Source organism: Burkholderia paludis (genome assembly GCF_000732615.1).
Classification (GTDB): domain Bacteria; phylum Pseudomonadota; class Gammaproteobacteria; order Burkholderiales; family Burkholderiaceae; genus Burkholderia; species Burkholderia paludis.
The window spans coordinates 47,700-69,784 of sequence record NZ_JPGL01000049.1; the positions used below are offsets into that span (position 1 = coordinate 47,700).

Consider the following 22,085-nt stretch of genomic DNA (forward strand, 5'->3'; position numbering starts at 1 on the left):
TATCGATCAGGCTGCTGACGGGCCGAAATTCCCGATCACGACCTTCCTCTCCCCACCGACCTGCGCCTCGACAAACTCGGCCCACAGCTGGAGGATCTTCCGGCGTTCGTCGGCATACTCGGCCCGGTTGTAGACGCCCTTGATACCCTTGATCGAGTGCGCAAGCGCCTTCTCGATCGCGTCCGACGACATGCCCATTTCGTGCAAATGCGTCGAGGCGGTACGTCGGAAGTCATGCAGGACGAAGTGCTGAACATCAAGGCTGAGCGAGCGCACCGCCTGATTGAGCGTGCTCTTGGCGATCGGCTGGTCACCGCGGCCGCGCGTCGACGGGAACACGTGCTCGTGATTGCCCGTCTGCTCGTACAACTCACGGAGCATCGCAACGGCCTGCGAGGACAAGTAGACCCAATGCTCCTTGTCCTTCTTCATCCGGTCAGCAGGAATGCGCCAGATGCCGGCGTCGAGATCGAACTCCGACCACCGCGCCTCGATGAGCTCGGACTTCCGAACCATCGTCAGGATCAGCAGGTGGATCGCGAGCTTGAGCGCGCGGCGAATGTCTGAGGCGTAGACGGCCCGCAGCACGGTCCCGATCTCATCAGGGGAGAGGACTCGCGTGCGGCTGTCCTGAGTGGCGACGAAGCGCGCGACGACGGCATGAGCCGGATTCGTCAGCGCAAGCTGGCGTGCGATTGCATATTCGAACAGTCGTTTGATGACGTTCCGGGTCGAGAGCGCCATCTTCGGGGCGCCACGGGCCTTTATCCGGTCGCAGATCGCCAGCACGTCACCAGGCGTCACATCCGGCAGAGGCTTGTTGCCGATCGCCGGGTAGATGTCCTTCTCCAGCGCCCGCTTGATCGTCCGACCGTACTCGGGCGACATCTCCGCGATCTGGGTTGTGTACCAATCTTCGCCGAACTCCCGAACCGTATCGAAGCGCTTCACGGCGCCGCGATCCTTCTTGGCATCAGCGATAGGGGAAACGCCTTTGGCGACGATCTCAGCGTAGCGGCGGGCCTTCTCGCGCGCATCCTGCAGCGTGACTGCGGGATAGTCGCCGATCGTGACCATCGGCTGCCGTTCGCCGTGCAGTGTGTACCGGTAGCGCCAAACCTTCGAACCCGACGTCATGACCTCCAGCACGAGGCCGCCACCGTCCGAAATACGGTAGCGCGCCGCCTTCGGCTTGAGCGCCTTGATGCGGGTGTCATTCAGCGGGACGACGGTTTTCGGCATGGTTGGTACACATCGATTGGGACACAACGCTTGCGTGTACCTAAATGTGTACCATCAAAATCTGGATGTCAATAGACAACCTTGGGCAACGTTAGACGACCAACCCTAACGTACACAAGGGTTTCAGAGGGGTGACTAGACGACCTTGGACAACCTTGGGCGACTGGTTATTTTCCGATACAGAACCTGCTGAAGATCACCCCCAGCAGATCGTCCGAAGTGAACTCCCCGGTAATCGAATTGAGCTGCTCCTGCGCCAGCCGCAGCTCCTCCGCGAACAGATCGAGCGACTGCGCCCGTTGTTCCGCATGATCCGCCGCCTGCTCGAGATGCGCCTGCGCGGCCCGCAGCGCGATCAGGTGCCGCTCGCGCGCCAGGTACACGCCTTCGGCCCCCGCCTGCCACCCGGCAATCCGCAGCAGCTCCGCGCGCAGCAGGTCGATCCCGTCGCCACGCTTCGCCGACAGATGCACCTCGGTCAGGTCGCCTTCCGCCACCGGATGTTCGACGCACGCCGGCACACCGGTCAGATCCGTCTTGTTCAGCACGCGCACCACCGGCACGCCGTCCGGAAACCGCGCCGCGATCGCCACGTCGTCCGCCGTCATCCCCGTGCGCGAATCCAGCAGATGCAGCACGACATCCGCGCGCTCGATCTCGCTCCACGTGCGCGCGATCCCGATCCGCTCGACCTCGTCCTCCGTCTCGCGCAACCCGGCCGTGTCGATGATGTGCAGCGGAATGCCCTCGACCTGAATCGTCTGCGCCACCTTGTCGCGCGTCGTCCCGGCGATCGGCGTGACGATCGCCAGCTCCGCGCCCGCCAGCGCGTTCAAAAGCGACGACTTGCCCACGTTCGGCTGTCCCGCCAGGACCACCGACAACCCCTCGCGCAGCAGCGCGCCCTGCCGCGCGTCGCCGAGCACATGCGCGAGCTGCTCGCGAATCTTCGCGAGCTTGCCGCGTGCGTCGGCCGCCTCCAGGAAATCGATCTCCTCCTCGGGAAAATCGAGCGTCGCCTCGACCAGCATCCGCAGCGTGATCACGTCGTCGACGAGCGCGTGGATCTGCCGCGAGAACGCGCCGTCCAGCGAGCGCCCGGCCGAGCGCGCCGCGGCTTCGGTGCTCGCCTCGATCAGGTCCGCGACGGCCTCGGCCTGCGCGAGGTCGAGCTTGTCGTTCAGGAACGCGCGCCGCGTGAACTCGCCCGGCTCCGCGAGCCGCAGCCCGAAGCCGCGCCCCGCATCCAGGCAGCGCTGCAACAGCAGCTGCATCACGATCGGCCCGCCATGCCCCTGCAGCTCGAGCACGTGCTCGCCGGTGTACGAGTGCGGCGCCGGGAAATACAGCGCGATTCCACGGTCGAGCGGCGCGCCGTGCACATCGAGAAACGGCACGTAGCTCGCATGGCGCGGCGCGAGCGCCTGCCCGCACAACGCGTCGATCAGCGGCAGCGCGGCCGCCTCGCCGCCGCGCCCGAACGACACGCGGACAACCCCGATGCCGCCCCGGCCGGCGGCAGTGGCAATGGCGACGATCGGATCGGAATCGGTAGCAAGCATGGGAATTGGACGAATCGGGTGAGCAATCAACATGGTGCGCCCGCGCAACAGTTCGGGCATCGGAACGCCGGCATTGTAGCGTGCCGGCTCACACGCCATCGGCTGCCCGTCAGGATTCGGACTCGCCCGAATTTATCCCGCCAGGGATAAGCCGAGTATCATACCGGCGCCATGCCACCGCCTCCGTTTAGGACGAGTATGCCTTCCGGTGCGGCCCAACGCTGTGGCCCTCAATTTCGGTATTCGCTTACGCCAGGACCGGGATTCGTCTGAATGGGATACGTTTATCCTATATGGTTGTCTGAAACACGGCGGTGGAATTGCACAATCTCCCCCATGCCGACACCCGAAGAAAAAGCCGCGTTCTCGGAACGCCTGAAGTTCGCCCTGCGGCGCAGCCCGGAGAAGGTCACCGGCGCGACGGAGCTGGCGAACCGATTCAATCTGCGCCATCGCGGAACGCACCCCGTTTCGCCGCAGACCGCGCATAAATGGCTGACGGGCCGCACGATTCCGACGTCCGACAAACTCGAAACGCTCGCCGAGTGGCTGCGCGTCGAACTCCACTGGCTGCATTACGGCCCGTCGCCGAGCGTGATCGAACACCCGACGCCGCAACCGCTGCCGCGCGACGAACGCTATCCGCCGACGCCCGAGACGATCGAACTCGCGTCGAAGATCGAAGCGCTGTCGCCGCACCATCGCTACCTCGTGCAGGAACTGGTCGAGCAGTTCTACGGCGATTCGGGCGACGCGAAGAAGGGCTGAACCGGCGCCGCAAAAAGCAAAAAGCCGCATGGGCGAACCATGCGGCTTTTTTTGTGCCTCGCGGGCGGACGGGCCGCCCGCGTGAGCCACGGGCGTCAGGCCGGCTTCTTCTTGGCCCCGCCGAGCTTGCGCGTGATGTAGTACTGCTGCGCGATCGACAGCACGTTGTTCACGACGTAGTACAGCACCAGGCCGGCCGGGAAGAAGAAGAACATGACCGAGAACGCGATCGGCATGAACTTCATCATCTTCGCCTGGACCGGGTCCGGCGGGGTCGGGTTCAGACTCGTCTGCACGTACATCGACACGGCCATCAGCACCGGGAGGATGAAGAACGGATCGCGTTGCGACAGGTCGTGAATCCACAGAATCCACGGCGCACCGCGCATTTCGACCGAAGCCAGCAGCACCCAGTACAGCGAGATGAACACCGGGATCTGGATCACGACCGGCAGACAGCCGCCGAACGGATTGACCTTCTCGGTCTTGTACAGCTCCATCAGCGCTGCGTTCATCTTCTGCGGATCGCTCTTGAAGCGTTCGCGCAGCGCCTGCATGCGCGGCGTGATTTCCTTCATGCGCGCCATCGACTTGTAGCTCGCGGCCGACAGCGGGAAGAACACCGCCTTGATCAGGATCGTGAGCAGCACGATCGACCAGCCCCAGTTGCCGATGTAGCTGTGGATCTTCTCGAGCAGCCAGAACAGCGGCTTCGCGATGATCGTCACCCAGCCGTAATCCTTCACGAGCTCCAGGCCCGGCGCGATGCCTTCGAGCATGCGCTCTTCTTCCGGACCGGCGAACAGGCGTGCCTGCACGTCGGCCGACTGGCCCGGCGCGATCGCGGCGACCGGCTGCTTCACGCCGACGCGATACAGCGTCGGATCGATCTTTTCAGCGTAGATGTCGCGCTTCACGCCCTGCTGCGGAATCCAGGCCGACGCGAAGTAGTGCTGCACCATCGCGACCCAGCCGTTGTCGGCGGAGGTCACGTAGTCGGCCTTGTTCTTGTCGAGGTCGCCGAAGTTGATCTTCTGGAAGTGCTTCGCGTCCGTGTAGACCGCCGGCCCGAGGAACGTATGCGAGAACATCGGCGTTTCGACGGCCGTGTTGTCGCGCACCAGTTCCATGTAGACCGTCGGCGAAACCGGCGCGGTGCCGACGTTGTCGATCTTCGTATCGACGCCGATCACGTAGCTGCCGCGCGTGAACGTGTAGGTCTTCACGACCTTCACGCCGCCCTTCACCGGCGATTCGAACGACAGCTTCAGCGCGTTCTGGTCACCCGTCATCGACGTCGAGCCCGCGTTCAGCTGCGTGTAGACGTCGTTGTGGTTCGGGAAATCGCCGCCGAGCAGGCCCGTGCGCGCGAGATACGTGTGGCCGGCCGTGTGGTCGAACAGCGTGATGTACAGGTCGGGCTGCTTGCCGTCGCCCTGCTTCTTCAGCGTCAGCTTCGCCAGCGTGCCGCCGCGCGTGTCGATTTCGCCGTCGTACACGTCGGTCGAGAACTTCACGAGCTGCGCCTGCGCGGCCGGAGCCGTGGTCGACGGTGCGGCGCCGGCCGCGGCGGCAGGCACGTCACCTGCGTTCGTCGTCGCGCCCGTGCCCGATGCGCCGCCGGCCGCGGCCGCGGGGACCGTCTGCGTGGCGCTCGGGAAGAACATCGACGGGCGTCCATGGGACCGCTGCCAGTTGTCGTACAGCATGACAGCTGACATGAAGAAGATCACCCATAGGACGGTGCGTTTGATATCCATGCGTTGTCTCAGAGTCGATGGGACCGCGCGTCGGCTTCGCCGTGAGCGCGAGTGTCGGAGTTGGGCGGCGGGACGAGGTCGATGCCGCCCGCGGAAAACGGATGGCATCGGCACACGCGCCTGACGGCGAGATACGTGCCGCGCGCGGCGCCATGATACTGGATTGCCTCGCGCGCGTAATCCGAACAGGAAGGATAAAAACGGCAACGGTTGCCGAGCATCGGGCTCACGGCAACCTTGTAGAAGCGCAGCAAGGCGATCAGTACCGTTTCCATACCTTGGGCGGCGCCGTACGGCGCCGCGTCAAAACCGGCCGGGCAGGCGCGAACGCCGCGCCGGGCACGGATGCGTCACTCGGACGCGGGCTTCGACGCACGGCGGGCGATTTCCCGGACTGCCCTGTCGAGCAGTTCGCGGATCTCGGCCGCGCACATCGCCGCGAGCGGGGCGGAAGCCGCGCTCGGCAGCGCTTTCTTGTCGAAGCGCGTGTGCTGCCGCAGCAGCAGGTCGTAACCGGCGAACTCGGCCCGGCGCAAGCGAAACGCATCGCGCGCCAGCCGCTTCACGAGGTTACGCGTTACCGCACGCGGCGCATACTTCTTGCCGATGACCAGCCCCAGACGCGCGGGTTGACCGGTCGGCTTGCCGTAAATCACGAAGTGCGCGGAGCGCCGCCAAGGGCGCAAACGAAAAACGGATGAAAATTCATCCGTTTTCAGAAGTCGCGCAGCTTTCGGGAAGGCGGCTTTCGTCTGCGACGGATTCGCACCCGGCTCGACGGCACCTTCCGCAGGACTGCGGACGGCGGACACAGCGCGCAACCTGCCTTAGATGGCGAGGCGCTTGCGGCCCTTCGCGCGGCGAGCGTTGATGACCTTGCGGCCACCTGCCGTCTTCATACGGACACGGAAGCCATGGGTGCGCTTGCGGCGCGTCACGGACGGTTGGTAAGTACGTTTCATGATGTTCTCACTTGTTCGAGAATGTCGAAATTCAGGGGACCGCGTGCCCTTAACCGGAGGCATTCGGGCGAACGCAATCGCCAGGAATACAGGATTGGTTTTCGCGGAACCCGCTATTTAAACCGTTTTTCTCTTGACGGTCAATACTTTAGGAGTCGTCCGCCTGTGCCGGCCCGCGCCGATCCGGCCCCGCGACTCACAGCCCCGGCCTGTGGATAACTCGCGCTGTGGCCGCGTTTGGCGGTAGAATCTCGCCTTATCTCCAAGAATCCCGCACGCCGCTTCGGCCCGCGCCTGCCCCTCCACGACTGTGACGCAGGCGTCCGAGGCACGCTCGCACGACCGCTTCGGGCCTTGTTGCGCCACCGCTACAAGGGCGCCGGCGAGCCGCGCTGTGCACGCAAAAAACGACAGTTACTTGATGAACGATTTCTGGCAACACTGTTCCGCACTGCTGGAGCGCGAGCTGACGCCCCAGCAGTACGTGACGTGGATCAAACCCTTGGCCCCGGTGGCCTTCGATGCGTCGGCGAACACGCTGTCCATCGCCGCGCCGAACCGCTTCAAGCTGGACTGGGTCAAGAGCCAGTTTTCGGGACGGATCTCCGATCTGGCCCGCGAATTCTGGAACACGCCGATCGAAGTCCAGTTCGTCCTCGATCCCAAGGCGGGCATGCGCGGCGCCGCAGCCGGCGCGGCGCCGGCCGCCCCGCGCGCGCCGCTGGCGCCGAGCGGCCCGGCCGCCCAGGTCGCCGCGATCGCCGCCAACCTGAGCGCGCAGGCTGCTGCAGCACCGGCCGACGCGCCGATGACGCCGTCGGCGGCTGCCGCGCACCACCTGAACGCCGACGACGCCGACATCGACCTGCCCAGCCTGCCCGCGCACGAAGCGGCCGCCGGCCGCCGCACGTGGCGCCCAGGCCCCGGCGCCGCGCCCGCCGCCGGCGGTGAAGCCGATTCGATGTACGAACGCTCGAAGCTGAACCCCGTGCTCACGTTCGACAACTTCGTGACCGGCAAGGCCAACCAGCTCGCGCGCGCCGCCGCGATCCAGGTCGCCGACAACCCGGGCATCTCGTACAACCCGCTGTTCCTGTACGGCGGCGTCGGCCTCGGCAAGACCCACCTGATCCACGCGATCGGCAACCAGTTGCTGCTCGACAAGGCCGGCGCGCGGATCCGCTACATCCATGCGGAACAGTACGTGTCCGACGTGGTGAAGGCGTACCAGCGCAAGGCGTTCGACGATTTCAAGCGCTACTACCATTCGCTCGACCTGCTGCTGATCGACGATATCCAGTTCTTCTCCGGCAAGTCGCGCACGCAGGAGGAATTCTTCTACGCGTTCGAGGCGCTGGTCGCGAACAAGGCGCAGGTGATCATCACCAGCGATACGTACCCGAAGGAAATCTCGGGCATCGACGATCGCCTGATCTCGCGCTTCGACTCCGGCCTCACCGTCGCGATCGAGCCGCCCGAGCTGGAGATGCGCGTCGCGATCCTGATGCGCAAGGCGCAATCGGAATACGTGAACCTGTCGGAGGACGTCGCGTTCTTCGTCGCGAAGCACCTGCGCTCGAACGTGCGCGAACTCGAAGGCGCGCTGCGCAAGATCCTCGCGTATTCGAAGTTCCACGGCCGCGAGATCTCGATCGAGCTGACCAAGGAAGCGCTGAAGGACCTGCTGACCGTGCAGAACCGGCAGATTTCGGTCGAGAACATCCAGAAGACCGTCGCCGACTTCTACAACATCAAGGTCGCCGACATGTATTCCAAGAAGCGCCCCGCGAACATCGCGCGGCCGCGGCAGATCGCGATGTATCTCGCGAAGGAACTCACGCAGAAGAGCCTGCCGGAAATCGGCGAGCTGTTCGGCGGGCGCGATCACACCACCGTGCTGCACGCGGTGCGCAAGATCGCCGACGAGCGCAGCAAGGACGCGCAGCTCAACCACGAGCTGCACGTGCTGGAACAGACGCTGAAGGGCTGAGCGCGCGGGCGCGCTTGAACATTCGGCCTCCGCCCCAATTTAAGGGGGGCGGTTCGGTTTTGAGGCACAATACTGGTTTGACCGCCCCGGTGGTGGCGGGCCAAGAGCCCGGCCGGCGGGGCGCTGCGAGGCTGCTGCGCTGCAGGCCGTTACTCAACGAAGGAACTCTATGCAACTGGTCAAGACCGAACGAGACACCCTCCTCAGGCCGCTGCAAACGGTCAGCGGCATCGTCGAACGCCGCCATACGTTGCCGATCCTCGCCAACCTGCTGATCACCAAGAACGGCCCGGACGTTTCGTTCCTGTCGACCGACCTGGAGCTGCAGATCACCACGCGCGCCGATTTCGGCGTCGGCGGCGACCAGGTCGCGACCACCGTCGCGGCGCGCAAGCTGCTCGACATCCTGCGCGCGATGCCTGACGGCCAGGTCACGCTGTCGCTCGCCGACAAGCGCCTCACCGTTCAATCGGGCAAGAGCCGTTTCGCACTGCAGACGCTGGCGGCCGACGAGTTCCCGACCGTCGCGCAGGCGAAGGATTTCGGCGCAACCCTGACCGTCCCGCAGAAGTCGTTCCGCCAGCTGCTCGGCATGGTCCACTTCGCGATGGCGCAGCAGGACATCCGCTACTACCTGAACGGCATGCTGCTCGTCGTCGACGGCGACCAGCTGATGGCCGTGGCCACCGACGGCCACCGCCTCGCGTTCTCGTCGATGAAGCTCGAAGGCGGCACGTTCGGCCGCCAGGAAGTCATCGTGCCGCGCAAGACGATTCTCGAGCTGCAACGCCTGCTCGAAGACATCGACGACACCGTCACCATCGACATCGCGCAAACCCAGGCCAAGTTCACGTTCGGCCAGGTCGAGCTCGTGTCGAAACTCGTCGAGGGCAAGTTCCCCGACTTCCAGCGCGTGATCCCGAAGGCGCACAAGAACACGTTCGAGATCGGCCGTGAAGAACTGCAGCGTTCGCTGCAGCGCGCGGCAATCCTGACCTCGGACAAGTTCAAGGGCGTGCGCTGCATCATCGCGCCGGGCCAGCTGAAGATCATGTCGACCAACGCCGATCAGGAAGAGGCGCAGGAAGAACTGGAAATCGCCTACCAGGGCGATACCGTCGACATCGGCTTCAACGTCACGTATCTGCTCGACGTGCTCGCGAACCTGAAGGTCGACACCGTGCAGGTGAGCCTCGGCGACGCCAGCTCGAGCGCGCTGATCACCGTGCCCGAGAACGACGAGTTCAAGTATGTCGTGATGCCGATGCGCATCTGACGCGCACGACATCAAGACACACACCAGGGGGCGGCAAGCCCCTTTGGCGTTTTTATGGCGAACCGACAACCCGTCCCTTTGGTGCCTCAGCGGCCCATTTGGACGGGCCAGGAAACTGGAGCGGCCCGGCGATTTCTCGCTGAAACGCACCGCGCCGCCACCTGAGTGGCCTCGCAGAACCGGAAGATATCCATGAGTGAACAGCACAATTCGCAACCCGATAACAGCAGCTACGGCGCCTCGTCGATCCAGATCCTCGAAGGTCTGGAAGCGGTGCGCAAGCGCCCCGGGATGTACATCGGCGACACGTCTGACGGCACCGGTCTGCACCACCTCGTGTTCGAGGTGCTCGACAACTCGATCGACGAAGCGTTGGCCGGGTACTGCAACGATATTCACGTGACGATTCACGCCGACAACTCGATTTCCGTGACCGACAACGGCCGCGGGATTCCGACCGACGTGAAGATGAACGACAAGCACGAGCCGAAGCGCAGTGCGGCGGAAATCGTGATGACCGAGCTGCACGCCGGCGGCAAGTTCGACCAGAACAGCTACAAGGTTTCCGGCGGTCTGCACGGCGTGGGTGTGTCGTGCGTGAACGCGCTGTCGAGCTGGCTGCGCCTCACGGTGCGCCGTGACGGCAAGAAGCGGTTCATGGAGTTCCATCGCGGTGTCGCGCAGGATCGCGTGCTCGAGGTGGTCGATGGCGTGGAAGTGTCGCCGATGCTCGTGACGGGCGATACCGAGAACCGCGGCACCGAAGTGCACTTCATGGCCGATCCGACCATTTTCGGCACGGTCGAATATCACTACGACATCCTCGCGAAGCGGATGCGTGAACTCTCGTTCCTGAACAACGGCGTGCGGATTCGTTTGACCGACCTGCGCTCGGGCAAGGAAGACGATTTCGCGTTCGCCGGCGGTGTGAAGGGCTTCGTCGAATACATCAACAAGACGAAGACCAACCTGCACCCGACGATTTTCTTCGCCACCGGCGAGAAGGACGGCGTGGGCGTCGAAGTCGCAATGCAGTGGAACGACAGCTACAACGAGAACGTGCTGTGCTTCACGAACAACATTCCGCAACGCGACGGTGGCACGCACCTGACCGGCCTGCGGGCCGCGATGACGCGCGTCATCAACAAGTACATCACCGACAACGAAATCGCGAAGAAGGCGAAGGTCGAGACGACCGGCGACGATATGCGCGAAGGGCTTTCGTGCGTGCTGTCCGTGAAGGTGCCGGAGCCGAAGTTCAGCTCGCAGACGAAGGACAAGCTGGTTTCTTCTGAGGTTCGTGCGCCGGTTGAAGAAGTTGTGGCGAAGGCGCTGGAAGAATTCCTTTTGGAAACGCCGATCGACGCGAAGATCATCTGCGGGAAGATCGTTGAGGCTGCTCGGGCGCGGGATGCTGCGCGGAAGGCGCGGGAAATGACGCGACGCAAGGGCGTGCTCGACGGCGTTGGTCTGCCGGGCAAGCTCGCGGACTGTCAGGAGAAGGATCCGGCTAAGTGCGAAATCTACATCGTCGAGGGTGACTCGGCAGGTGGATCGGCGAAACAAGGGCGTGATCGCAAGTTCCAGGCGATTCTGCCGCTGCGGGGGAAGGTGCTGAACGTCGAGAAGGCGCGCTACGACAAGCTGCTGTCGTCGGAACAGATCGTCACGCTCGTGACCGCGCTTGGGTGCGGCATCGGCAAGGAAGACTACAACCTCGACAAGCTGCGCTATCACCGCATCATCATCATGACCGACGCGGACGTCGACGGTGCCCACATCCGGACGCTGCTGCTCACGTTCCTGTATCGCCAGATGCCGGACATGATCGAGCGCGGGTACGTGTATATCGCGCAGCCGCCGCTTTACAAGATCAAGGCGGGCAAGGACGAGCGGTATCTGAAGGATGACGTGGAGCTCAACGCGCACATGCTGCGGTTGGCGCTGCAGGGGTCGGAGCTGGTGCCGGGTGAAAATGCGGCGGCGATTTCGGGCGATGCGCTTGGGGAGCTGGCGCGGTCGTATCTGCTGTCGAAGAGCGTGATCGAGCGGTTGAGCCGGTTGTATGACCCGGCCGCGCTGGAAGCGGTCATGGATGGCGTGGTGATCGATCTCTCCAACGAGGCTTCGACTGAGGCTTCGGCGAAGGCGTTGCACGCCGCGTTGCATGACGAAGCGCTGAAGAACGAAGTGCGTGTCGTGCCTTCGTATGACCCGGTTCGCGAACAGCGGTCGCTGCATGTCGAGCGTACGCACCACGGCAACGTGCGGGTTTCGGTCATCGACCAGGAATTCCAGCACACGGCGGATTATCAGCAGCTCGTGACCACCGCGAATACGTTCAAGGGGCTCATCGGGGAAGGCGCGGTCATCAAGCGCGGTGAGCGCAACATGGTTGTCGCGGACTTCAAGAGCGCGATGAAGTGGCTGCTGGCAGATGCCGAGCGGAACGTTTCGAAGCAGCGGTATAAGGGGCTGGGGGAGATGAACCCCGGGCAGCTGTGGGAAACGACGATGGATCCGGCCGTGCGGCGGTTGCTGCGTGTGCAGATCGAGGATGCGATTGCGGCGGATGGGATCTTTACTACCCTCATGGGGGATGATGTGGAGCCGCGGCGGGCGTTTATCGAGTCGAATGCGTTGCGGGCGGGGAATATTGACGTTTGAGCGCACTGCCAGCCGTGGGGCGCCAGAGTAAGTGTGACTGGCGCCATATTTTTGCAACTGACCCTGACCCAGGAAATAGTCCGGTTCAAAAGTAGAGAAATTCGGCATGATGTGTCCAAGCGGACACGAAGGCCATGCCATGAAGACGAGCAAGTTTACGGAAGAGCAGATCGCATTTGCACTGAAGCAAGCCGAGCTGGGGACGAAGGTCGAAGAGATCTGCCGCAAGCTCGGAATTAGCGAAGCGACCTTCTACAACTGGAAGAAGAAATTCGGAGGGCTGGGACCTTCCGAACTGCGCCGCTTGCGCCAGCTCGAAGAGGAAAACACGAAGCTGAAGCGGCTCGTGGCTGACCTGAGCCTGGACAAGGCCATGCTGCAGGACGTACTCGCAAAAAAGCTCTGAAGCCTGCCCGTCGGCGCATGTTGATCGATGAATTGCGTGATCGCTATCGAACCAGTCTGACGAAGACTTGCGCGCTATTTGGCATGTCTCGTTCGCTGTATCGGTATCAGTCAGTCGCGCGTGATTCGTCGGCGCTGCTCATGCGTATCAAAGAGATCACCGCCACGCGCGTGCACTACGGCTATCGACGCGTTCACGTGGTCCTGCGACGGGAAGGCTGGCGAGATAACTGCAAGCGCGTCTACAGGCTGTATCGGGCGGAAGGCCTGTCGCTGCGGCACAAGCGGCCACGACGCAACAAGTCGGCGCGACTGCGACAGCCCAAGCATATCGTGACTGCGATCAACGAAATCTGGAGCATGGATTTCGTTGCAGATGCACTGTTCGATGGGCGACGCCTTCGGACGCTGACCGTCGTCGACAACTACACACGGGAATGCCTGGCCATCGAGGTTGGACAAAGCCTGAAGGGAGAGCATGTGGTCGAAGCGCTGACGCGTATCACCGCCATGCGCGGGCACCCTGCCACGATCAAGGTCGACAACGGCAGCGAGTTCATCTCGAAGGCAATGGATCGCTGGGCATATGAACATGGCGTTGAACTGGATTTCAGCCGGCCGGGCACACCTACTGACAACGCCAAGGTCGAAAGCTTCAACGGGCGCTTCCGGCAAGAATGTCTGAACGCGCATTGGTTCTTGTCATTGGCCGACGCGCAGAGCAAAATCGATGACTGGCGCACGTACTATAACGAGGTTCGTCCCCACTCTGCATTGCAGTGGATGACGCCCGCCGAATTCGCCCGTCAGGCAAGGGAATCCGCCTCGCCTGACAACTCAACCAAGCCGGAAATCTCCACTTCCGACCGGGACTAATTCTGGTTCAGGGTCACAAGCCGGAAATCTCCACTTCCGACCGGGACTAATTCTGGTTCAGGGTCAGTCATGTGTTTTCCGTTTTGTTTTGGTAACAGGCGCAACATTGGGGTCAGTGAGGGCTTTTAAACGAAACTTTTCTCCTAGAAAGCGCGGGCGTGATGCATGCCGCGGTGCGTGGCGAGGTATTGCGCGAGGCGTGCGCCACCACCCGCAGGTAGTGAGTGCCTGTCGGCGGCGTTGGCGAAATCTGGGAGTTAGAGGACTCGTATAACGCCGACGCCGCTGGGTATGCAAGGCTGTGCCCAAACCCCTGTCTCTTGGCGTCGCCCCCGATCCATCCCGAAAAGTACGAAAGCGGGTGGAGATTCTGCGGGCACGGGGTCATTAGGCGACCCGCCTCGTCGGCGTCAAATCCGGCTTGCCATGCCGATGGGTCGATTCGAACCATCATCGTCATCGCGCGCCTCCTGCCAACCCGGACGGGGATGTGGCTTGGGGCGCGTTTGCCTGAGTTTGCAGTTTCGCTACCTGCTGGACCTTCGTCGGCCGGCCTCGGCGGGGGCGCCGATTGGCGGGGTTGGACGGGTCATCAGCACATTGCAGATCAATAAACGCAGCAACGTCAACCAGGCGAAAAGCGCGCTTCCGGCCGACCTTGAACGACGGGACTGGGTATGTACCGGCGCTCAGCCGATTACGGATGGTCTGGGGTGCCTCGCTTGTGATCTCGGCTACCTGTGCGATGGACAGGGCGGGCGGATACAGCGCGGATAGATACGCGAGAGAGGCGCCAGCATGGCTGACGGCGAACAGAGGTTTGGAGCGTTGCATGGACGTACGCCTTCTGCAATCGCCCCATCGCCTGCCGTACGGGTCAGGTGGCAAAAGGAAACGTACGTATTCGTCAACGGTGCCCCCGCGCCCAGGGGTATGTGCAGATGTCGCGGTGTGCGGCGCTGTAGGTTCGTTCCGGTCTTGCAGCTATCCTCTCTGGGAGGCGTCCGCGCGCGCATCTGTACATTCAAGTCGGTACTCGCCATCGTCCCGTTGATTCCTCGATGGCTTTCCTTGCAGGTTCTTCTTCGTCCCGCCGGGGCCTACCCCGTCGGCAGAACGACCTCTAAGAGGCATCAGTGCTCTGTCGCTGGCTCTGCCCGGAAACGTCAACCGGGGTTGCTTCCGGTCTGACGGTCTGCTTATGCAGTTTGGGAAAAAGCTGGCCGTTTAGCGACAGCCAAAGCGCTGACTGACCCGATTGTACCGGGCAGTACCGATATAATCCAAATTCGGCGACAAGGGGAAGCAAATTGCCGCGAGTCGAACGTTGAGTTGTTGGTATTCGCCGCCCAAGGGACGGCGAGCGTTCTGTCGAGGAAGGAAGCCCGCCGTCGGTCGGGTTTCGGTCTATGGCGACCATGCTGCCGTGTTGTCGGAGGACAACTAGGCGCTATTGCGCGTGATCCGTGCTTGGCGGCTCAGTCGTTGACAGAGCTAGCTGAGCTCACCGGGCGGCAGGCTCTGAATCTGTCAGATTCATTGCGGATGTTGCAGGGCCATGGCTTAGTCAAGCCCAGGCGCGATGGGCATGGCGTCGGACTCGGCGCGCTAGCGAACAGTTTTAAGATCCTGATTGATTAAAGGTTGGACTGTGAACAACAAAGAAGCAGAACGGGCTGAACTGCACAAAACCATCTGGCGCATCGCCAATGACCTTCGAGGTAGCGTCGACGGATGGGACTTCAAGAGCTACGTGCTCGGCATGCTGTTCTACCGGTTCATCTCGGAAAACCTGACGGCATATCTAAACCGGCACGAGTGGGACGCTGGCAACCGGGATTTCAACTACGCCACGCTCAGCGACTCCGAGGCGCTGGCCGGTCGACCGGAGACCATCACCGAGAAGGGTTTCTACATTCTGCCCTCGCAGCTGTTCGCCAATGTGCGGGCGCAGGCACGAGACGATGACAACCTGAATGAGACCCTTGCCCACGTATTCAAGGACATCGAGCGTTCTGCAGTCGGTGCCGACAGCGAGGACGACTTTAAGGGTCTGTTCGACGACCTCGATGTCAACAGCGGTAAGCTCGGACCGACCGTCCTCAAGCGAAACGAAAAGCTCGTGAAACTGCTCGAGGCCATCGGCGACCTGCCGCTGAGCAATGGTTCCGGAAGCTTCTCCCAAAATACCATAGACCTGTTCGGCGACGCCTATGAATTCCTGATGACGATGTATGCGTCGACTGCGGGAAAATCTGGTGGCGAGTTCTTTACCCCCCAGGAAGTGTCCGAATTGCTTGCCCGCATCACGGTCGCGGGCAAGACCGAGGTCAACAAGGTCTACGATCCAGCATGCGGCTCGGGATCGCTACTGCTCAAGTTCGCAAAGGTGCTCGGTCACGACAAGGTGCGTCAGGGTTTTTATGGGCAGGAAATCAACCTGACCACCTACAACCTGTGCCGGATCAACATGTTCCTGCACGACGTCAATTACGAGAAGTTCGACATCGCACATGGTGACACGCTGACCGATCCGGCGCACTGGGACGATGAACCGTTCGAGGCGATCGTTTCCAATCCGCCGTATTCGATCAAATGGGACGGTGACGCGAACCCGTTGTTGATCAATGATCCGCGGTTTGCGCCGGCTGGTGTTCTCGCGCCGAAGAGCAAGGCCGATCTAGCCTTCACGATGCACATCCTGAGCTGGCTGGCTGTAAACGGTACGGCCGCGATCGTAGAATTTCCTGGCGTACTGTATCGCGGTGGCGCGGAGCAGAAAATTCGCCAGTACCTGATCGCCAACAACTATGTCGATACTGTGATCCAGTTGCCACCCGACCTGTTCTTCGGTACCACGATCGCGACCTGTATCATCGTGCTGAAGAAATCCAAGCTCGACAACAAGACGCTGTTTATCGATGCCTCGGGCGAGTTCGTGCGCCTCGGCAACAAAAACAAGCTGACCAGAGCCAATCAGCAGAAGATCTTCGATGCCTTTGTTGCGCGCGAGAGCGCAGAACACTTCGCGCGGCTGGTGGACAACAGCGAGATCGCGAGCAATGACTACAACATCGCGCCGTCGTCGTATGTGGAGCAAGCTGGCAACGGCGAGACAATCGACATTCATGCACTCAATGCGGAAATCGCGCGTATCGTGATGACGCAAGCAGAACTGCGGAAAGAGATCGATGCCATCGTAATCGACCTGGAAAGTGAAGACGCATGAGCCGGATTAACGACCTCATCACCGAACTGTGCCCGAATGGCATCGAGTTCAAAGCATTCGGTGAAGTTGCGAGCATCGTCCGCGGCGCATCACCTCGACCGATTCAAAGCTTTCTTACTGAAAGTGATGACGGAGTGCCTTGGATCAAGATTGGCGACGTTGCGGAGGGTGGGAAATACATCACGGAAACGTCAGAGCGTGTAACCGAAGCCGGTGCCGCGAAATCCAGACGGGTATACCCCGGTGACTTCGTGCTATCCAATTCAATGAGTTTCGGGCGCCCATATATATCAAAGATCGAAGGTTGTATTCACGACGGTTGGTTAGCCATCAGTGACTTCAATGATTCGTTCGTGCCGGACTTCCTTTATCACCTACTTCGATCCGCGCCTATACAAATCGAATTTGCACGCCGCGCAGGAGCAGGAGCGATTCAGAACCTCAACGCTGATATCGTGAAATCTGTCGTAATTGCCGTTCCCCCTCTCGAAATCCAGCGAGAAATCGTAAAGGTGCTTGACACCTTTATCAAGCTGCGCGCTGAGCTGGAAACGGAGCTGAAGGCACGTAGGCGGCAGTACAAGCACTACCGCGACGTGCTGCTTGATTTCAGCGAGGCGGAAGGAGTGCCGCTGCTTCCGATGGGCGAGATCGGCGAGTTCATTCGCGGGCGACGATTCACTAAGGACGACGTCGTCGATGACGGTATCCCGAGCATCCACTACGGCGAGATCTACACGCACTACGGCGTTGCTACCACCTCGACTATCTCGCACGTCCGCGCGGAAATGGCGCAGCAACTTCGCTATGCGCGTTCGGGCGACGTGGTGATCGCGGCAGTCGGCGAAACGGTCGAGGATGTGGCCAAGGCAGTGGCTTGGCTTGGCGACGAAGACGTTGCGATACACGACGACTGCTTCCTCTTCCGACACAAAATGAACCCGAAGTTCGTATCCTACTGCCTGCAAACCGAAGTTTTCCACGCACAGAAAAACAAGTATGTCGCGCGTGCCAAGGTGAAACGATTGTCGGGCGAGAGTCTTGCGAAGATCACGCTTCCAGTCCCGCCGCTCGAAGAACAGGAACGCGTCGTCTCCATCCTCGACAAATTCGACGCGCTGGTCAACGACCTGCCCACCGAGATCAATGCACGGCGCCGGCAGTACGAGTATTACCGCGATCGCCTGCTCACTTTCCCGGAAGCTGCATGACTGAAGAGATCACGCCTTATCGCCCCGAACTGATCGCGTTTTCGAGCGAGAGCACGGTCGTTGCTGAATTCGAGCACGATAATGAAGTACGCGAGGAGCGCTACCAGAGCGAGGCCGAGCTCGAGCACTGCTTCATTGAGCAACTGCGGATCCAAGCCTACGAATATTTGCCGATCGCCAGCGAGACCGAGCTTCTGGTGAATCTGCGTAGTCAGATCGAAGCGCTCAACAAGATCGAGTTCAGCGATGGCGAGTGGCAGCGTTTCTTCGACGAAAATATCGCTGGCGCAAACGACGGCATCGTCGAGAAAACCGCGCGCATTCAGGAGGACCATATCCAGGTGCTCAAGCGCGACGACGGCAGCACAAAGAACGTTTACCTAATCGACAAGCAGAACGTCCACAACAACCGGCTGCAGGTCATCAACCAGTATGAGGTAACGGGCGCGCGCGCCAATCGTTACGATGTCACGATACTGGTCAACGGGCTGCCGATGATTCATGTTGAGCTCAAGCGCCGGGGCGTGGATATCCGCGAAGCGTTCAACCAGATCGACCGTTACCAGCGCGACAGCTTCTGGGCTGGCTCCGGTCTATTCGAATACGTGCAGTTGTTCGTCATCAGCAACGGCACGCTGACCAAGTACTACAGCAATACTGTGCGCGATGGCCACCTTGCCGAACAGCGCAGCGGCAAGCGATCGCGCAAGAAAACCTCCAACAGCTACGCCTTCACCAGCTGGTGGGCCGATTCTCGGAATCGCCCGATCACTCAGTTGGGCGATTTCACGAAGACATTTTTTGCCAAGCACTCCCTGCTGAACGTCCTCACAAAATATTGCGTGTTCGATGTCGATCGCAAGCTGCTGGTCATGCGACCCTACCAGATCGTTGCCGCTGAACGTATCCTGCTGCGCATCTCGACCTCGACCAACCACCGGCAACTCGGCCGCATCGAGGCCGGCGGTTACATCTGGCACACCACAGGCTCGGGCAAGACGCTGACCAGTTTCAAGGCCGCCCAGCTCGCCCGCGACCTGCCGTATATCGACAAGGTGCTGTTCGTGGTAGATCGCAAGGATCTGGATTACCAGACCATGCGCGAATACGATCGCTTCGAGAAAGGCGCCGCCAACTCGAATAGCTCGACCGCCGTGCTGCAGAAGCAGCTCGAAGATCCCACGGCCCGCATCATCGTCACCACGATCCAGAAGCTCAGCCGCTTCGTGGCAAGAAACAAGAAGCATCCGGTTTATGACGCGCACGTCGTCGTGATCTTCGACGAGTGCCATCGGAGCCAGTTCGGCGACATGCATACCGAGATCACCCGGGTCTTCACTCGCTACCACCTCTTCGGATTCACCGGCACGCCGATCTTCGCCGAGAACTCGGGCGGCGGAAAAAATCCGCTGCTGCGTACCACCGAACAGGCGTTCGGCGACAAGCTTCATACCTATACGATCGTCGATGCGATCAACGACCGGAACGTGCTGCCGTTCCGTATCGACTACATCAACACGATCAAGTCGTCGCCGGATATCACGGACAAGAAAGTATCGGCGATCGACACAGAGCGGGCACTGCTCGCGCCGGAACGCATCACTCAAATCGTCAGCTATATCCTCGAGCATTTCGGTCAGAAGACCAAACGCAACACCAGCTACCGGCATGGCAGCAAGCGGCTGGCTGGCTTCAATTCATTGTTTGCCACTGCATCCATCGATGCCGCTAAACGCTATTACGCAGAGTTTGGGAACCAGCAGAAATCGCTGGCTCCGGGACAGCGGCTCAAGATTGGCCTGATCTACAGTTTTGCCGCCAATGAGGATACGGCGGAGGGCTTGCTCGATGAGGAGGACTTCGAGACCGACGGCCTCGACCAAGGCTCGCGTGACTTTCTCGAAAGCGCCATCGCCGACTACAACGCGCTGTTCGGCACGAGCTATGACACATCGGCTGACAAGTTCCAGAACTATTACAAGGACCTGTCCCAGCGCCTGAAAAATCGGGAGCTGGACATCGTGATCGTGGTTAATATGTTCCTGACCGGGTTCGATGCCACGACGCTCAATACGCTGTGGGCGGACAAAAATTTGCGCGCGCACGGCCTGATTCAGGCGTACTCGCGCACGAACCGTATCCTGAACTCGGTCAAGACATACGGCAACGTCGTTTCGTTCCGAAATCTTGAGGATGCGACCAACGATGCGCTCGCGCTGTTCGGCAACAAGGAGGCGCGGGGCATTGTCCTGCTTAAGCCGTACGCCGAGTATTACGCCGAATACCAGAAGAAGATTACCGAACTGCTCGACCTGTTCCCGCTGGGACAGCCGATCGTCGGCGAAGCAGCGCAAAAAGTCTTCATCAAGATCTTTGGCGCAATTCTGCGATTGAAGAACATCCTCACGGCCTTCGACGATTTTTCGGGCAACGAGATCCTCAGCGAGCGCGAATTCCAAGATTATCAGAGCCTCTATCTGAACCTGCATGCGGAATTCCGAAACGTGTCCGAGGCTGAGAAAGAGTCCATCAACGACGACGTGGTGTTCGAGATCGAACTTATCAAGCAGGTCGAAATCAACGTCGATTACATCTTGATGCTGGTCGAGAAGTATCTGAAGGAAAAGGGGACTGGGCAGGACAAGGAAATCCGCGCGAGCATCGAGCGTGCGGTCAACGCAAGCCCGTCTCTGCGCAACAAGAAGGATCTCATCCAGCAGTTCGTTGATTCGGTGTCCACGTCGGCTAAGGTTGATGAGGCGTGGGTTGCATTCATCACGACTCGGAAGGCAGAGGAACTCGGCCAGATCATCGCCGGCGAGGGGCTCAAGCCAGAAGAAACGAAGGCGTTTGTCGATAACGCCTTCCGTGACGGCGCCATTCCGACGACAGGCACGGCTATCACGAAGATCCTGCCTCCGACTTCTCGGTTTGCCCAGAACAGCAGTCACTCCGAGAAAAAGCAGTCTGTTCTGAACAAACTGACTGCGTTCTTCGAGCGGTATTTCGGGTTGGCCTGATTTCGGCATAGAGGTCACCGCGCTGTTGGCGCCCCTGGCAACGTCGCCAGCACGCCAATAGCGCGGTTCGAGATACGACCAGCCCAGCCTGCGCAGTGCGCCGCGTCTGATCGAGTGACCGATCTTTGAAAACAAGGAGCGCCGCCGGAACATGTGCCGATCTAAAAATGTTGCTAGTGAGAAGCTGCAGCGCTTGCTCCAAATCTGCTCCACTCAAGCGCCAGTTTTTTCGGTAGGATACAAAATCCCGGTGCGTACTCTGATCTACCAAAATTCGCTCGAGGTCAAGCGATGGTCGGCAAGCGATTGATTTAAAAGGTTTTGTTTCCTCCGTGGAAAACTGTTTGGAATCAATGCCTTTGCTGAGATGGTGCGAAACGGTTCGAAACCTCATTCGCAATGCGAAGATCGGGAGTTCGATCCTCCTCCTCTCCACCAATTTTTTCCTTAGAAACAACGCACTGCGTCTTGCCATGTAGTGCGTTGTTTTGCATTTTGAAACAGTATTTGGCACACATCGCGTGTGCCAAATTTGTGTCCAGCGCTATGTGAAACCCAGGATAAGGATACTGGGGCGGCTTACACCATTCTCGCATTCGGCCGCGCAAGCCATCGCTGCGCCGAACAAGTGCTGAGGGTCGGTGTGGTCGGGCCTTGTCAACGCCTCCGATGTGATCGTCCTTTCAAGCTTGACAGCGTAGTCCCGCGCCGCAAACCCGTGCTACATTCCTCAGACAACGGGTTGGCAAAAGGATTTCTTCAATGGGTTTTGCCTTTATCTGCAAGGGCGAACCGTGCGCGCAGGGTCTGCTCACCCGTGCTTGTTACCGCAAGCCGGCACGCCTCAGGACGATGGCCTGTCGATCGCCTCTCCTTCGGTGTATGTGCTACTCAACGCGGGACCGCAACGGCGACATGTAGTGTCTATAACACGAAGCCGAGCAGCAATGCGTGGCTCCGTCGTTTCGACGTGTCGCCGGACGAGCTATTGCGCGCGAAGGCCTCCGTACTGCCCCCCAAAGCTGCCGGATTCGGGCTTGCCCTAATAGGACGGGCGACTGCGGTGGGACGGGGCACCGCACGTACAGGTGCAGTACGATCCGGCTCACCCACCTTT

At 60.8% G+C, this 22,085-nt stretch carries 14 protein-coding genes; 8 read left to right on the forward strand and 6 right to left on the reverse strand.

The window, feature by feature from the left end:
• Positions 1 to 6: 6 nt before the first annotated feature.
• A complete protein-coding gene (locus GQ56_RS0126520) occupies positions 7 to 1,242 on the reverse strand; it encodes a tyrosine-type recombinase/integrase (RefSeq protein WP_031401526.1) in 1,236 nt (411 codons plus the stop codon).
• Positions 1,243 to 1,409: 167 nt separating this feature from the next.
• Positions 1,410 to 2,804, reverse strand: coding sequence for a tRNA uridine-5-carboxymethylaminomethyl(34) synthesis GTPase MnmE (gene mnmE / locus GQ56_RS0126525; RefSeq protein WP_031401527.1), 1,395 nt, complete (start codon positions 2,802 to 2,804; stop codon positions 1,410 to 1,412).
• A 336-nt stretch (positions 2,805 to 3,140) separates the two neighbouring features.
• On the opposite strand from mnmE, the gene GQ56_RS0126530 reads away from it, so the two are divergent.
• Positions 3,141 to 3,572 carry a transcriptional regulator gene (locus GQ56_RS0126530; protein ID WP_031401528.1) on the forward strand — a complete coding sequence of 144 codons (432 nt, stop codon included), beginning with the start codon at positions 3,141 to 3,143 and terminating at the stop codon, positions 3,570 to 3,572.
• A 95-nt stretch (positions 3,573 to 3,667) separates the two neighbouring features.
• Here the strand turns inward: GQ56_RS0126530 and yidC are convergent, their stop codons facing one another.
• The 4 genes from yidC to rpmH form a co-directional block, all read right to left on the reverse strand.
• The gene (yidC, locus tag GQ56_RS0126535) at positions 3,668 to 5,332 is read right to left on the reverse strand and encodes a membrane protein insertase YidC (RefSeq protein ID WP_031401529.1); all 1,665 of its coding nucleotides are present in this window, start codon (positions 5,330 to 5,332) and stop codon (positions 3,668 to 3,670) included.
• An 8-nt stretch (positions 5,333 to 5,340) separates the two neighbouring features.
• On the reverse strand, positions 5,341 to 5,607 hold the full coding sequence (yidD, locus tag GQ56_RS0126540) for a membrane protein insertion efficiency factor YidD (protein WP_031401530.1): 267 nt from the start codon (positions 5,605 to 5,607) through the stop codon (positions 5,341 to 5,343).
• Positions 5,608 to 5,682: 75 nt separating this feature from the next.
• Positions 5,683 to 6,144 (reverse strand): ribonuclease P protein component, encoded by a 462-nt coding sequence (rnpA, locus tag GQ56_RS0126545; RefSeq protein ID WP_031401531.1) that lies wholly within the window; start codon positions 6,142 to 6,144, stop codon positions 5,683 to 5,685.
• Positions 6,145 to 6,159: 15 nt separating this feature from the next.
• Positions 6,160 to 6,294, reverse strand: coding sequence for a 50S ribosomal protein L34 (rpmH, locus tag GQ56_RS41940; RefSeq protein WP_004198824.1), 135 nt, complete (start codon positions 6,292 to 6,294; stop codon positions 6,160 to 6,162).
• A 421-nt stretch (positions 6,295 to 6,715) separates the two neighbouring features.
• Here rpmH and dnaA point away from each other — a divergent pair, with 421 nt between their 5' ends.
• The 7 genes from dnaA (at position 6,716) to GQ56_RS0126585 (ending at position 20,968) form a co-directional block, all read left to right on the forward strand.
• A complete protein-coding gene (dnaA, locus tag GQ56_RS0126550; protein WP_031401532.1) occupies positions 6,716 to 8,284 on the forward strand; it encodes a chromosomal replication initiator protein DnaA in 1,569 nt (522 codons plus the stop codon).
• 169 nt (positions 8,285 to 8,453) lie between these two features.
• A complete protein-coding gene (gene dnaN / locus GQ56_RS0126555; RefSeq protein WP_006756934.1) occupies positions 8,454 to 9,560 on the forward strand; it encodes a DNA polymerase III subunit beta in 1,107 nt (368 codons plus the stop codon).
• A gap of 192 nt (positions 9,561 to 9,752) precedes the next feature.
• Positions 9,753 to 12,227 carry a DNA topoisomerase (ATP-hydrolyzing) subunit B gene (gene gyrB / locus GQ56_RS0126560; protein WP_031401533.1) on the forward strand — a complete coding sequence of 825 codons (2,475 nt, stop codon included), beginning with the start codon at positions 9,753 to 9,755 and terminating at the stop codon, positions 12,225 to 12,227.
• A 139-nt stretch (positions 12,228 to 12,366) separates the two neighbouring features.
• Positions 12,367 to 13,508, forward strand: a protein-coding gene (locus GQ56_RS0126570) for an IS3 family transposase (protein ID WP_152601863.1) whose coding sequence is annotated in 2 segments (ribosomal slippage) — positions 12,367 to 12,619 and positions 12,619 to 13,508 — 1,143 coding nt in all. Because the reading frame shifts where the segments join, the coding sequence is not laid out codon by codon here.
• Positions 13,509 to 15,159: 1,651 nt separating this feature from the next.
• Complete coding sequence (locus GQ56_RS0126575; RefSeq protein WP_031401536.1) at positions 15,160 to 16,737, forward strand: type I restriction-modification system subunit M; 1,578 nt, start codon at positions 15,160 to 15,162, stop codon at positions 16,735 to 16,737.
• The gene (locus tag GQ56_RS0126580) at positions 16,734 to 17,948 is read left to right on the forward strand and encodes a restriction endonuclease subunit S (protein WP_031401537.1); all 1,215 of its coding nucleotides are present in this window, start codon (positions 16,734 to 16,736) and stop codon (positions 17,946 to 17,948) included. The genes GQ56_RS0126575 and GQ56_RS0126580 overlap by 4 nt, the downstream gene beginning before the upstream one ends.
• Positions 17,945 to 20,968, forward strand: coding sequence for a type I restriction endonuclease subunit R (locus GQ56_RS0126585; protein ID WP_031401538.1), 3,024 nt, complete (start codon positions 17,945 to 17,947; stop codon positions 20,966 to 20,968). The genes GQ56_RS0126580 and GQ56_RS0126585 overlap by 4 nt, the downstream gene beginning before the upstream one ends.
• The last annotated feature ends 1,117 nt before the right edge of the window (positions 20,969 to 22,085 follow it).

What these genes read in the sequence shown, in the direction of transcription:
- rpmH (WP_004198824.1), bottom strand. Translation starts at nt 6,294, where the DNA reads ATGAAACGTACTTACCAACCGTCCGTGACGCGCCGCAAGCGCACCCAT.
- gyrB (WP_031401533.1), top strand. Translation starts at nt 9,753, where the DNA reads ATGAGTGAACAGCACAATTCGCAACCCGATAACAGCAGCTACGGCGCC.
- dnaA (WP_031401532.1), top strand. Translation starts at nt 6,716, where the DNA reads ATGAACGATTTCTGGCAACACTGTTCCGCACTGCTGGAGCGCGAGCTG.
- yidD (WP_031401530.1), bottom strand. Translation starts at nt 5,607, where the DNA reads ATGGAAACGGTACTGATCGCCTTGCTGCGCTTCTACAAGGTTGCCGTG.
- GQ56_RS0126530 (WP_031401528.1), top strand. Translation starts at nt 3,141, where the DNA reads ATGCCGACACCCGAAGAAAAAGCCGCGTTCTCGGAACGCCTGAAGTTC.
- GQ56_RS0126520 (WP_031401526.1), bottom strand. Translation starts at nt 1,242, where the DNA reads ATGCCGAAAACCGTCGTCCCGCTGAATGACACCCGCATCAAGGCGCTC.
- dnaN (WP_006756934.1), top strand. Translation starts at nt 8,454, where the DNA reads ATGCAACTGGTCAAGACCGAACGAGACACCCTCCTCAGGCCGCTGCAA.
- GQ56_RS0126585 (WP_031401538.1), top strand. Translation starts at nt 17,945, where the DNA reads ATGACTGAAGAGATCACGCCTTATCGCCCCGAACTGATCGCGTTTTCG.
- yidC (WP_031401529.1), bottom strand. Translation starts at nt 5,332, where the DNA reads ATGGATATCAAACGCACCGTCCTATGGGTGATCTTCTTCATGTCAGCT.
- GQ56_RS0126580 (WP_031401537.1), top strand. Translation starts at nt 16,734, where the DNA reads ATGAGCCGGATTAACGACCTCATCACCGAACTGTGCCCGAATGGCATC.
- mnmE (WP_031401527.1), bottom strand. Translation starts at nt 2,804, where the DNA reads ATGCTTGCTACCGATTCCGATCCGATCGTCGCCATTGCCACTGCCGCC.